The sequence below is a fragment of the Lactococcus ileimucosae genome (genome assembly GCF_943193185.1).
GTDB classification, from domain to species: domain Bacteria; phylum Bacillota; class Bacilli; order Lactobacillales; family Streptococcaceae; genus Lactococcus; species Lactococcus ileimucosae.
This window is the reverse complement of sequence record NZ_CALPDE010000016.1, coordinates 25,742-38,287: the sequence shown is the minus strand read 5'-3', so window position 1 is coordinate 38,287 and position 12,546 is coordinate 25,742. Positions and strand designations below refer to the sequence as shown.

Annotated in this window: 13 protein-coding genes; 3 read left to right on the top strand and 10 right to left on the bottom strand. The window is 40.2% G+C overall.

The features are described 5' to 3' along the window. Positions 1-27: 27 nt before the first annotated feature. Both fabZ and NFR51_RS07880 read right to left on the bottom strand, forming a co-directional pair. Positions 28-486 carry a 3-hydroxyacyl-ACP dehydratase FabZ gene (fabZ, locus tag NFR51_RS07885; protein ID WP_251713168.1) on the bottom strand — a complete coding sequence of 153 codons (459 nt, stop codon included), beginning with the start codon at positions 484-486 and terminating at the stop codon, positions 28-30. A 292-nt stretch (positions 487-778) separates the two neighbouring features. Then, positions 779-1,480, bottom strand: a complete 702-nt coding sequence (locus tag NFR51_RS07880) for an N-acetylmannosamine-6-phosphate 2-epimerase (RefSeq protein ID WP_251713167.1) — start codon at positions 1,478-1,480, stop codon at positions 779-781. Positions 1,481-1,678: 198 nt separating this feature from the next. Here NFR51_RS07880 and fabI point away from each other — a divergent pair, with 198 nt between their 5' ends. Continuing rightward, complete coding sequence (fabI, locus tag NFR51_RS07875; protein ID WP_251713166.1) at positions 1,679-2,431, top strand: enoyl-ACP reductase FabI; 753 nt, start codon at positions 1,679-1,681, stop codon at positions 2,429-2,431. Between the two features lie 266 nt (positions 2,432-2,697). On the opposite strand, the gene yidC is transcribed toward fabI, so the two are convergent. The 5 genes from yidC to NFR51_RS07850 all read right to left on the bottom strand — a co-directional run bounded on the left by yidC (position 2,698) and on the right by NFR51_RS07850 (position 7,554). Then, a complete protein-coding gene (gene yidC / locus NFR51_RS07870; RefSeq protein ID WP_251713165.1) occupies positions 2,698-3,651 on the bottom strand; it encodes a membrane protein insertase YidC in 954 nt (317 codons plus the stop codon). 208 nt (positions 3,652-3,859) lie between these two features. Continuing rightward, positions 3,860-5,572, bottom strand: coding sequence for a phospho-sugar mutase (locus NFR51_RS07865; protein WP_251713164.1), 1,713 nt, complete (start codon positions 5,570-5,572; stop codon positions 3,860-3,862). Positions 5,573-5,726: 154 nt separating this feature from the next. After that, a complete protein-coding gene (locus NFR51_RS07860) occupies positions 5,727-6,308 on the bottom strand; it encodes an ECF transporter S component (protein ID WP_251713163.1) in 582 nt (193 codons plus the stop codon). 3 nt (positions 6,309-6,311) lie between these two features. After that, positions 6,312-6,863 (bottom strand): phosphopantothenoylcysteine decarboxylase, encoded by a 552-nt coding sequence (gene coaC, locus NFR51_RS07855; protein ID WP_251713162.1) that lies wholly within the window; start codon positions 6,861-6,863, stop codon positions 6,312-6,314. Then, positions 6,856-7,554: a phosphopantothenate--cysteine ligase gene (locus NFR51_RS07850; RefSeq protein WP_251713161.1), complete on the bottom strand. Its 699-nt coding sequence runs from the start codon at positions 7,552-7,554 to the stop codon at positions 6,856-6,858. Before NFR51_RS07850 ends, coaC begins: the two co-directional genes overlap by 8 nt. Before the next feature lie 141 nt (positions 7,555-7,695). On the opposite strand from NFR51_RS07850, the gene NFR51_RS07845 reads away from it, so the two are divergent. Next, complete coding sequence (locus NFR51_RS07845; protein ID WP_251713160.1) at positions 7,696-8,985, top strand: L-cysteine desulfidase family protein; 1,290 nt, start codon at positions 7,696-7,698, stop codon at positions 8,983-8,985. A gap of 111 nt (positions 8,986-9,096) precedes the next feature. Here NFR51_RS07845 and thmT read toward each other — a convergent pair whose 3' ends face one another. Continuing rightward, positions 9,097-9,276: a 2-hydroxymuconate tautomerase gene (thmT, locus tag NFR51_RS07840; RefSeq protein ID WP_202231467.1), complete on the bottom strand. Its 180-nt coding sequence runs from the start codon at positions 9,274-9,276 to the stop codon at positions 9,097-9,099. A 354-nt stretch (positions 9,277-9,630) separates the two neighbouring features. Between thmT and NFR51_RS07835 the strand changes: the two genes are divergently transcribed. Beyond that, a complete protein-coding gene (locus tag NFR51_RS07835; protein ID WP_251713159.1) occupies positions 9,631-11,268 on the top strand; it encodes a DUF6273 domain-containing protein in 1,638 nt (545 codons plus the stop codon). Between the two features lie 180 nt (positions 11,269-11,448). On the opposite strand, the gene NFR51_RS07830 is transcribed toward NFR51_RS07835, so the two are convergent. After that, positions 11,449-11,769 carry a DMT family transporter gene (locus tag NFR51_RS07830; RefSeq protein ID WP_251713158.1) on the bottom strand — a complete coding sequence of 107 codons (321 nt, stop codon included), beginning with the start codon at positions 11,767-11,769 and terminating at the stop codon, positions 11,449-11,451. Between the two features lie 220 nt (positions 11,770-11,989). Beyond that, positions 11,990-12,349, bottom strand: a complete 360-nt coding sequence (locus NFR51_RS07825; RefSeq protein ID WP_251713180.1) for a DUF1304 domain-containing protein — start codon at positions 12,347-12,349, stop codon at positions 11,990-11,992. Between the last annotated feature and the right edge of the window lie 197 nt (positions 12,350-12,546).

The window sequence follows — 12,546 nt, the reverse complement described above, 5'->3', positions numbered from 1 at the left end:
TAAAAAAAGAGCTGCTGCTCTTTTTTATTATTTTTCTTGCTCAGCAGCTTCATCTACGATGAAGGTAAACTCACAGGTTGTTACTTTCTTGCCATCAACATATGCAGCAGCATCAGCCTTACCTACTTTTCCGCGGAATTTAGTAATTTCAAATTCGAGTTTCATTACATCGCCAGGAACAACTTTTTGACGGAATTTTGCTTTGTCAATCCCACCAATATAGGCCATTTTCCCTTGGAATTCTTCTTTTTTAAGAATCAAGATAGAACCGGCTTGTGCCAAACTTTCCAAAATCAAAACACCTGGAAAAGTTGGACTACCTGGGAAATGTCCATTAAAAACTTCTTCGTTGATTGTAACGTTTTTCGTTGCAAGAATCTTATTTTCTGAGATTTCGTCAACATAATCGATAAACATAATGGGATAGCGGTTGGGAATAACTTCCATAACCTCTGTAGCTGTCATAGCATACTTTGAATTTGTCATATTTAGTACCTCATATTTTATTTGCACCCCCTTATTATATCACTATTTTTATTGTTTTATACATAAAAACATTAGAATGCTGTATTGTTGAATATTTGCTGTCGTTGCAGGTCATTTTTAATACCTCATAGAATAAATCATATGTAAAAAAGAGCTAAAATAGCTCTCGTTTTAACCAACATATTCAGTTACAGCAGCATTTATCTCTATACTAACACTATAATATTTCGCATTTATCCTGTTCTAGAACAAGTGCAGAACGATGTTGGAGGATAAAAAAGAGGAAATCAAATTATTTTTTTGCTGATTTTATAGCAGATACAAAGCGTTCCGCAATTTCCTGAGGACGCGTGATAGCTCCACCAACAACTTGCGCTAAGACTCCCATTTCCTGAATTTCTTTAGCCTGTTCAGGATTATGAATTCCACCCTCAGCGATAACAGGAAGCCCTTCGTGGAGTAAAGAGGCAATGAGTTCAATATCGGGCTTAGGGCGGTTTTTAGTAGCCTCTGTGTAGCCAGACAGTGTTGTGCCTATGAAGTCACAGCCAGCTTCATAAGCTGCTTTTCCAGCTTCAAGCGTATCAATGTCAGCCATAAGCAGTTGATTAGGGTATTTTTTCTTTACTTGTTTGACGAATTCTTGCATGCTCAAACCATCATGCCGCTCCCTCAATGTGCAGTCTAAAGCAATCACTGCAATATTAAGCTCAGCAAGTTCATCAATTTCACGCATTGTGGCTGTAATATAAGGTTTCTGTGGTGGATAATCGCGTTTTATCAAGCCAATGATAGGGACATCTACGACTTCTTTTATTTCCTCAATGTCTTGTACCGAGTTTGCACGAATACCGACAGCACCAGCGTTCTGAACGCCGAGGGCAATCAAGGGCATGATACCACCATCTATACGATAAAGAGGTTCACCGGGTAAAGCTTGGCAAGAAACAATGAGGCCACCGCGTACTTTATTTATAAATTCTTGCTTATTCATATATCCTCACTTTCATTATGAGTTTATTGTATCACCAATTTTAGGATATTTAAAATATTTTTTTATGGGGAAGAAAGAAACTTGACAATTGAGTATTTTTACTTTACAATGTTTTATGTAGTAAGTATTTTTATACATTAAACTATTTGCTTATATTTTCTGAAATATATTTTTTTATTTTTAAGGGGACTTATTTATATGTTTTTAGAAGGAAAAAAAATTGTCGTTATGGGTGTAGCAAACAACAAGTCTATTGCTTGGGGCTGTGCTAAAGCTATGAAAGATCAAGGGGCAACGTTGATTTACACTTATCAAAATGAGCGTATGGAAAAGCAGCTTGCCAAGCTTGCTGAACCAGAAGATTTACTTATCGAGTGTGATGTTGCATCTGACGAATCTATTCATCAGGCATTTTTAACGATTGAAAGTCGTGTCGGTAAAATAGATGGTCTGGTGCATGCCATTGCTTACTCTAAAAAAGAAGAGCTTGACGGTAATGTATCAGATATTTCACGTGATGGCTATGCGCTTGCACAAGATATCTCAGCTTACTCATTGCTTGCTGTAGCAAAAGCTGCTAAACCTTTATTTAATGAAGGGGCTGGTATTGTTACTTTGAGCTACATGGGTTCTGTTCGTGCCATTCCTAACTATAATGTTATGGGGATTGCTAAAGCAGCCTTGGAAGCAACGGTACGTTACTTAGCGGCAGAAATGGCACATGTTGGCGTACATGTCAATGCGATTTCTGCTGGAGCAATCAAGACACTTGCAGTCTCAGGTGTTGCCGGCTATAAAGACCTGATTAAAGAGTCAAATAGTCGTACAGCGGATGGCAAAGGCGTTACTATTGAGGAAGTTGGTCAGACGGCTGCCTTCCTCGTCAGTCCATTGGCCACAGGAGTTATTGGTGACGTTATTTATGTAGACAAAGGCGTACATTTGACTTAAAGCAATCGAAAAAGTCCAGTAGCGTAATAAACTCTACTGGACTTTTTCGATTGCTCCTCTTTTGAGGTGCTTCCTCATGAAAGCTAAACTCTAGTTAGAATTTGTGTTTTTCGCTGAGGAATTAAAGGAGGTAAAAAGGAGGCTTACACAACTTGGTCACTGATTTCATCTTATCTCGAGCTCAGATGCCCAAATTTTTAACAGTCTATGTACTTTATTTTCAATAGCAAAAGGAGCTAACATAAGCTGCTCCTCTTTTTATACTTTTATTTGCGTTTTTGCTTACCGCTGTTACGTCCTTTATTATTTTTCTTATATGGGGCATCTAAGTTTTTCAAGCCCTGTTGTGTGGCAGACTTAGGTGTCACATCTTTTGGAAGATCTGCCATTTTTGGTGGATTATGCTTGAATTCCTCTTCAATTTTTTGGCGCATACGTGGCTTCATAATATAAGTAATGATAATTTGTTGAATAACCATAACGATACCGCCAACAGCCCAGTAAAGTGCTACACCTGCGGGAGACATGAAACTGAAAATGATGATCATTACAGGACTCATAATGAGCATCGTTAGGCCAGTTTTCTTTTGTTCAGGTGTCATGCTCTTTGTAGAAATCCAAGTTTGGAGGAAGTAGAAGACACCTGCAATAAGTGTGATAACAATACTAGAGCTCCCTAAGTTTATACCAAAGAAAGTTGCCGTAGAGATACCCGGAGTATATGCTGCTGCATTGTAAAGGGCAATGAAGAAAGGCCATTGAATAAGTAATGGTAGACAACCCAATGAAGATAACATATTGATTCCATTATCTTTTTGAGCTTTCATCAAAGCTTGTTGGGCAGCCATACGTTCTTCGGGCGTTGTTGCAGCTTTCAATCTCGCATTAAGGGGTTCAAAAACAGGAGCCAAATAGGCCGTTTTTTCCTGCATATAAGTTGATTTGTAGGCTTGATTAAGACCAAGAGGAAGAATGAGGAAACGGATAATCAAGGTTACCAAGACAATTCCCCAGCCATAACCCAGGTTCATGTTATTGGCGAATAAGTCGACAAAGGAAGACATTGGCTTGACAAGAATTTGATACGTTAAGCCTTGTGTCGCAGCTTCAGTAGGAACACGTACACCATCAACGATATGGGTTTGGACACAGCCAGAGAGCAGAAGCAAACCGGTACTTGCTACTCCTAATAAGGACAATTTTTTTTTCAAATTTTTCAAAATAAATTCGCTTTCTATAAATAAACAGTCTGTTACTATTCTACAGGAAATTATTTTATTTTTCAATAGGTCTATGGTCTGAAATCAGCTATTTTATCACATTAAAAAGACTTTTTATTTCCTTGAAACAAGTAAAATAGATAGCTTTTGATTGAAAGCTAAAATAAACAAAAAGTCTGTCTGTTAAAGACAGCTTTTTATCTGAATCTTAGGCAATAAAAGTTTTAATTTCTTTTTCAAAATGTTCAATCTTACTTTGTGCTTGTTCTTCTGTATCTGCAACGGCTGCCATATAGAATTTTATCTTAGGCTCCGTACCTGAAGGACGAACCGCAATCCAGCTGCCATCTTCTAAATGATATTTTAAAACATCAGAAGGAGGGGTGCTTAATTTTTCAACTTTACCGCTGTGCGATGTTGCAGTAAGTTCCTTGAAGTCTTCAGTCAAAAGAATTTCAAGACCGTCAAATTTTTCTGGTGCATTGTCACGGAATTTACCCATGATTTCAGCGATTTGTTCCTTACCAGTACTGCCTTCAAGCGTAACTGAAAGTGTCTTTTCAACAAAGTAGCCATATTCAGCATAGATATCTTGAATACCATCATAAAGTGTTTTACCTAAAGAGCGGTAGTAAGCCGCAACTTCACAGATAAGGAGCATGGCTTGGATGGCATCTTTATCGCGTACGAAAGGCTTGATAAGATAGCCAAAGCTTTCCTCGAAACCAAACATGTAAGTGTGGTCACCAGTAGTTTCCCAAGCATGAATCTTTTCACCAATAAATTTGAAACCTGTAAGGACATTGAACATTTCTACATTATAGCTTTCAGCAATATGACTGACTAACTCAGTAGAAACGATAGATTTAGCCATTGCCGCATTAGCAGGTAATGTGCCAGCTGTTTTGTGTGCTTCAAGGATATATTTAGCCAAGACAGCTCCGATTTGGTTTCCTGTCAAAGGTTGATAACTTCCATCAGGCAAGCGGACTTCCACACCGATACGGTCGGCATCAGGATCAGTCGCAACTAACATGTCAGCTCCAACTTTACGGCCAAGTTCTTCCGACATTGCAAAAGCTGCTTGACTTTCAGGATTTGGTGATTTTACAGTTGAAAAGTCTGGATCGGGAATAGCTTGTTCTTCAACGACGGCAATTTTTTCAAATCCAGCTGTGGCAAGCGCACGACGTCCGAGCATTTCGCCTGTTCCGTGAAGCGGTGTGTAAACGATGTTAAGATCGCGACCGTACTTATTAATCAACTCATGATTGATGGTTACAGTTTCGATATTTTTAAGATATTTTGCATCGATATCTTCGCCAATAATGGTAATCATGCCTTCAGCGATGTATTTATCCGTATCTCCTAAAGTGATAGAGAAAATATCATCGATTTGGCGGATATACTCTGTCAAGGCAGCAGCATCTTCAGGTGGCATTTGTCCACCGTCCTCGCCATAAACTTTGTAGCCGTTGTAAGGCGCAGGATTATGACTTGCTGTAATCATCACGCCTGTAAGCGTATTTAATTCACGAATTGTAAAGCTCAGCGCTGGTGTAGGGCGGAGACTGTCATAGACATAACTTGGAATACCGTGGTCTGCCAGAATCGTTGCCGTTTCCATAGCGAATTCTTTAGAAAAATGACGGCTATCATAAGCGATGGCTACTCCGCGTTTTTTAGCATCGCCTTTGCTGTCCATTAAACGTGCAAGTCCTTCAGTTGTCAAACGTACTGTGTAAATATTCATACGATTTGTTCCTGCACCTAAAAGGCCACGTTGGCCGGCTGTACCGAACTCAAGATAGGTATAGAAAGCGTCTTCCTTTGTTTTTTCGTCCATTGCAAGAAGTTCTTCATGCAAGTCGGGCGTTAAGTCAGCGTTTAACCATTGTTCGTAAATTTCTTTGTATGACATTGTTATCCTCCAAAGCCTGTTTTTAGGCTTCAATCAGTTATTGTTTGTTTTAAATCCTCATCTAAAAATGAATTCGGTTTCAGATGTATTATATCATTTTTCATTTCTATTTTCCAAAAAATAAAAAACAGCCAGAGAGCGGCTGTGTGATATTTTAACGAGATTTTTCTAATGAGGGAACAATGGCTGCGGTTAAAATTACAGCTATGATTACCTCAGCAATGGAATTGCCCGTAACGATAAGTTGAATGAGATTAGTAAAAGTCATACCTGTGTATTGCCCAAAAAACAGGGTAATAAAGCTTAACACAAGGATGGTATTTGTGGCTGTGCCAACAAAAGCGGCTATGGCTGCACCAGTGCGTGTTTTCATAGCTTTATAGATAAAATAAGGAAAAACGCCAATCAGAACTCGCGGAACAAGAGCAACCACTAAAGCCCAAAGTGAGCCGTGATTTGTACCAGGAATAGGTTGCAGTGGGCTAAATACGTAACTCAAAGGCGTGGTAAGAAGTGTTGAGTTGATGATACTGATAATCCCCATCACAAGTCCTAAGAAAGCTCCTTTACGTGCACCTAAGACAATGGAACCAATGATGACAGGAATATGCAAGAGTGTAGGCACAATGGGAAGGGGCCACATGCTATAGACGATTTGGCTCAAGACTTGCACGACAACCATGATAGCGATAAAAATCGCAAGGATGGCAATATCTGATGCTTTTGATTTTTTCATGTTTTAAATTTCCTTAATTTTAGTCGCTTGATCTAGCGTATCAACGATGGTATCAATATCAGCTAAGGCACCTTGGCCAAAGTCTCCACAAGCTAGGAGAGATTGTTTAGGTTGTATAACATTGTATCCTATTGATTTTAAAATATCAATATTTTTCATGGTTAAAGGATTGGCGTACATATTGGTATTCATGGCAGGAGCGATATATTTGCTTTTGCTTGGATGAAGCGCAAGTGCTACGGAAGTCACAATATCAGAAGCAGCACCGTGAGAAAGGCGACTTATGGTGTCAGCAGTGGCAGGAGCAACGATAAAGATATCAGTATGTTTGGCGATATCGATATGGTTGACAACATCTGGATGTTCTTCATCCATAATATCAGTGTGCACTTTATTTTTAGATAAGACTTGTAAAGTTAAGGGTGTAATGAATTGAGTGGCTGCTTTTGTCATCAAAACAGTAACGTTGTGGTTCTTTTTGTTGAGCATTGAGACGATATCGGCAGCTTTGTATGCTGCAATGCTACCTGTTACGGCAAGGGTTATATTAGCCATGATGTGACTCCTCAGATTTTTTTACAATTGTTTGAGCGATTTGTGATTTGGTTGTAAGTCGAGTAATATCTGCAGAATTACTAACTAAGAATGCCAGATGATCTTCTCCTTGGATGTTATCCAGATCATTTGCAAGGATAAAATCAGCAGAAGTTTCTTTGCGTTTGCTTTGGGCAACCTCAAGTAGGTACTCTTCACTTACACCAGAAAGGAGTTTAAAGCCAAAAAGAAGAACTTCAGGCTTCCACTTTTTAATAAATGAAATGACTTTTGGTGTTTTTTCTAATAACATCATTTGGTACTCAGAACTTGATGATATTTTTTTCTGTACTTCAGGACGGAAATGAATGAGCTGTTCTTTTGTAAGCGGCTGTGGTAAGTCATCCACTCCAGCTATATAAACAGGACGATAGTCAGAAACTGCCATGCTGTGGACAACCACATCGACTAATGGAAGATATTTTTCTACCTTGTCTAGCAAGTCTTGTGTATCGCCAATTTGAATGACAGTTAAATTTTCTCTAGCTGATGGCAACTGTGCAAAACGTCCAGCTAACAAAATAACATGATGTCCATGTCCTAAAAATTCTTCAGCAGTTAATTTTCCTAAACTGCCTGTAGCGAAATTAGTGATACCACGAACGGTATCAATGGGCTCAGTGGTACCACCTGCTGTAATTAAAATCTTCATGGCTTTATTTTAACCTAAGTCTTTTGGCAATGCAAGGAGCTCGTACCCATAGAGGTATAACAGCAAGGAAAACGCTTGCAATAAAAGTAGAGAAGTCTTATAATTTAAAGTGAAAAAGTCAGAAAATGAAAAGAGGGGAAAATGCTTACAGAAGATATCAAAACAAGTTTTATGCAGGTTTTAGAAGATGGAGTCAAGCCTGCGACAGGTTGTACCGAGCCAGTTGCTGTTGCTTATGCTGCAGCTATTTGCAGCAAATATTTAGGAAGCGCAAAGATTAGCAGCATAAATATCCGTGTTTCCGCTAATGTAATGAAAAATGCTTTGGCTGTCATTGTACCCGGAACGGGAGAAGCTGGAGTAAAAGTAGCAGCAGCTGCAGGTGCACTAGGGGGTGATGCAGAAGCTGGCTTGAAAGTTATTTCTAACCTAAAGGAAAATGTTTTAAGAGAAATTTTGGAGCTTGCAAAATCGGAGACCGTGAGCGCAGAGGTAGCCTCTGTAGAAGATAAGCTCTATGTTGAGGTGAGTATCCAGTCCAGCAACGACACCGTGACAGTAAAGATTGCTGGTGGGCATACTAACGTTTATTGGATTCAAAAAAATGAAGAAGTGATTTTTGAAAAGGAGAAACCCCTATCTGACGAAGAGACGACTCATACGGATTTCCTAAAAAAATGTCGCTTCACGGAAATCTGGGAATTTGCAACATGTCAAGACTTAGAAAGTATCTGGTCACTAAAAAGAGCCGAGGATTTAAACATGGCTTTAGCGGAGGAAGGGTTAGAGCATGACTATGGTATGAAGATTGGGAAAACGTTTCTTGGTGAAAGACAACTTCAGGCTCTCTCTTTAGAGGAGAAGATAGTTGCTTGCACCGCTGCTGCATCAGATGCTCGCATGGGAGGGTGCCAGCGTCCTGCAATGACAAATTCTGGATCAGGTAACCAAGGAATCACAGCAACAGTTCCAGTTTGTGTATTTGCACAGCATAGAGAAATGAGTGATGAAAAACTTATTAGAGCTCTGACTCTGTCTCACTTAACAGCCCTTTATATTCATGCTTTTTTACCTCTGTTATCCGCCTATTGTGCCACAGATTCTGCGGCTATGGGAGCTGCAGCAGCCTTGATTTATCTTGAGTCAGAAGATGAAATAAAGGCTGAGATGGCGATTAAAAATATGATTGGTGATGCAGTGGGGATGATTTGTGATGGTGCAGGATTTTCTTGTGCCATAAAAGTAGTCAGCTCAGTCTCTTCAATGTATCGTGCAGTACGTCTAGCCCAAGCTGGGATAGTTATACCAGCAACAAACGGTATAGTTTCTGAAAATGTAGATGATTGTATTCGTGATTTAGGCCGCTATGTTTCAAAAGGGATGCAGACTTCAGACCCAGTTATATTGGATATCATGATGAATAAAAATTAACTTGAAGGTGAGATTAAGGCAGAAATGTCAGGAAAAAACGTTCAATGCAGCATTACGGAGCTGTTTTGAACGTTTTTTCTGTTTCAGATTGAACTTTTTCTCTAGACTCTTTTATTGTTTTGGCTCGCCATGTGGATAGAAGTTTTCCTTAGCCATATCATCATAAATGACATAGATTGTCTCACGAGGAGCACCAGTGTGCTTCATAACGACTTCCGTAATCTCTTTGGCTAAAGCTGCTTTGACTTCAGCGCTACGTCCTTCAACTAATTCGACATGTACAAATGGCATGTGAATACCTCCTTCTGAGTATTTATATACCTATATTCTATCATTTTCCTAAATAATAAGCATATTTTAAGTAAAGATAAAAACGAAAGATTTATAAACATACCTGAGAAGGGAAATATTATGAGGTAAAGAAGCTCTAGCTCAGGCAAGAGCTTCTTTTTTGTCCACTTTTCAGGCGCTGACCACGGAAGCTGAAAGCAAGATTAAGTGAAAGTCTCCCTCGCTTTTCTCATCAAACACTCATTTCATTTGACCTTTTTTTTTTTATACTATAGACTCAGAAAGTAAACGTAACATTAGAAATGTATATGTAATGAAAAACCAAAAGTAAATGTTACGCCAAAGGAGGAGTTTATGACACCAGAAAAGAAAAAACAACGGCGGCTGCGCAACCTCGCACTCCTGTCGCTCTTGTTACTCGCAGTAGGCGGCACCTTCGCCTTCCAAGCCTTCAACCAACGGGCCATCAATGACCGGCTGAATGAAGTGGACATCAATGTCGGCGGCCGTGTCCACGACTACTACAACCGTGACACCGAAAACAAGGACGTCTTCGTGGAAAACTATGGGGAGCGGCCAATCATGGCACGGATACGCCTGTCCGAGTTCCTCGAAACCCGCCAGCGTAACGAAGCCAACTTCACGCCCCTGGTCGCAGGGACCAGCCGTGACGATGTAGAAAACTGGACCACATGGATCCCAAGCGCAGGCAATATCAATGACCGAGAAAATAGCAATGCCTCAAATGCCTTTGACCAGTATGCCAGCCTCATCTTCGGTTGGGAACGTTCCGGTCAAGATGCCCCATGGTATATGCCCACCTTCAACCACGACAACCTGGACTTAAGAACAGCAGCGGCAGGTCATGCGCGAGACTGGATCGAAGGGAACGGTGCAACAGATGCGGTCACAGACGGCGCGACACACCCGGGAGACGGAATTGATGCTTACTGGTCAGCAAACGAAAACTTTGACAACAGTGGTCCAATCTGGCCGGGAGAAGAAGTGACCAACCAAACCGCTCAGAACTTACAACAAGACCGTGCCCCAATGACCATGAACCAGTGGAGCAACTTGCCTAACGAAGACAAGATAGGCAACTTCTGGGTGGTTGACCACAACACAGGTTGGGCTTACTGGGCCAACAGACTGGACAGTGAGCAAGCCAGCTCTTACCTGCTTGATGCAGCGGAGATGACGGCTGCCATTGAGGACAAAGTTTTTAACGGTTTTTACTACTATGGGATTCATGTCGAGAGTGGACTGGTACACCCTGACCAGCATGAGGAGTTCCTCAATGACGGGGAACAACACCATGCGGAGCTGGCAGACTTCCTCAGAGGCATCCAGAACGGAGCGATGTACGATGACGGCCCTAACCCACTGCCTAACGAAGACAGTGCACCAGCAGCCTTTGACTTTTCGACCATGCGTCCGGGTCGTATCTTTACCATGGCCGGGGAGCAGTACCGCTACCTTGAAAACATGGGTTCTGGTAATCATATGATTATTCGGAATGAGGCGATTGGGAATGTGCATTGGAATAGCCAAAATAACCGTATCAATGAATGGTATGATGACCTTGAACTAGCAGTTCAAGCTATGGTTCAACCAGTCGCAGATAACTTTGAGACAGGACATCTAATTAATGATTCTAGTATTATTTGGTCATCTGGTAGATGGATTCCAACTAATTTGTCGGATTTTACAGAGGTTGCGATTGATGTGACTAAAATTGACACAAGTGGGACTTCACGTGCTTTTGCCCTCTCCTTTGCAGATGTTGTACGCTTATCAGGGACAGGGCTTGGATTTCCCAGTCATGCAGGGCGTGTAGGTGGGCGTAATACATGGTGGTGGCTTCGTACTCCAATGGATTCAGAACGTTTTTGGCATGTAAGTAATGCTGGTCAACTTCATAGCAGGAGAACCGACAGTAGTCTTTCCGGCGGCACTCGCCCCGCCCTCATCATCCACCAAACTCCAAACTAAAAAATGTCGAGTTTTATTCGATTATAACCAAGTGACTGGAATAAAAGTTTCAAAAGTAAAAGAGACTAACCTTTGCATAAGAACGTGTTGCGGTTAATCTTTTTTATTTTTTACATTTTAGTCTGAAATTATTCAAAGTACTGTTTTTGTTCACCGTTGGGGGTATCTCACTTGAACAAATCAATGTCCACTTGTAATTTTAATCCCAATAAGACCAACAATGAGCATGAGTATAAAAAACCATGTTAATGTGGGGAGTTTATCTTTGAAAAGAAGGATACCAACTAAGATACTTCCTACTGCCCCAATCCCCGTCCAAATGGGGTAAGCAATTCCTAAAGGTAACTTTTTCATCGCCAAGGTTAAAAAGCCAAAGCTGATCAACATACCAATGACAGTTAAAATATCATACTTTAGTATAGAAAAACCCTGGCTTAACTTCATCATTGTTGCCCAAATAACTTCAAATATTCCCGCAAGAAATAAGAAAACCCATGCCATATTATACCTCTTTCAAAAAATCAACTTGCTCCTAAGGACCATGAAGCAGTCATGTTTTTATAAGTAAAAAGAGCCATGTCAACTAACCACAAGGCCTAAGGTTAGTTGCATGACTCTGATAAGTAGTGCTCCGGCGAGCAATACTTTCGTCCTTTTTATTATAGTATCATTATTTCATATTTAGGGGAAGAATTCAAGGTTTAGATTAAATATTATAAAATCATAGGAAAGTTGACAGTAAGGCTAGGGCAGCGAGTCCTCCCTGAGTAAAGATGATTTTTTTATCGCTGCTCACGCTTCCATAGGCTGCAACAAGTAAAATATAAATCAACAGCATTCGACTGATCAATACAGGAGCTGACGATAAAAAAGCACCATAAAGCAGACCAACAGCAATCAAACCATTGTATACGCCTTGATTTTTTAACAGAGTATTTACACTGTCTCTTTTTAGTTCTTCCTGACTTAAGTTAAATACTTTACTGGTTTGTTTTGAAGCGGTTGCGAGCGTCTCTAGATAGAGAATGTAAAAAAATTCCAGTGCAACAAGTATGATGAGTATTTGAGAATAAAGTGACATCATGTATTTCTCCTTTCGTTTAATATTGTACACTTTTTTACTTTTCTGCGCAGCAACGAGATATCAAGGACTTTTTTAAAGGTGTAACTGATTTAAGATTTGGAAAAAGTTGGCGCATTGTTCCGAAAAAAATGAGAGAAAGCTCAGGGGATAAAAAGTTCGCAGTAAGTTTGTGGTGAACGTGAGGGATTTAGAGT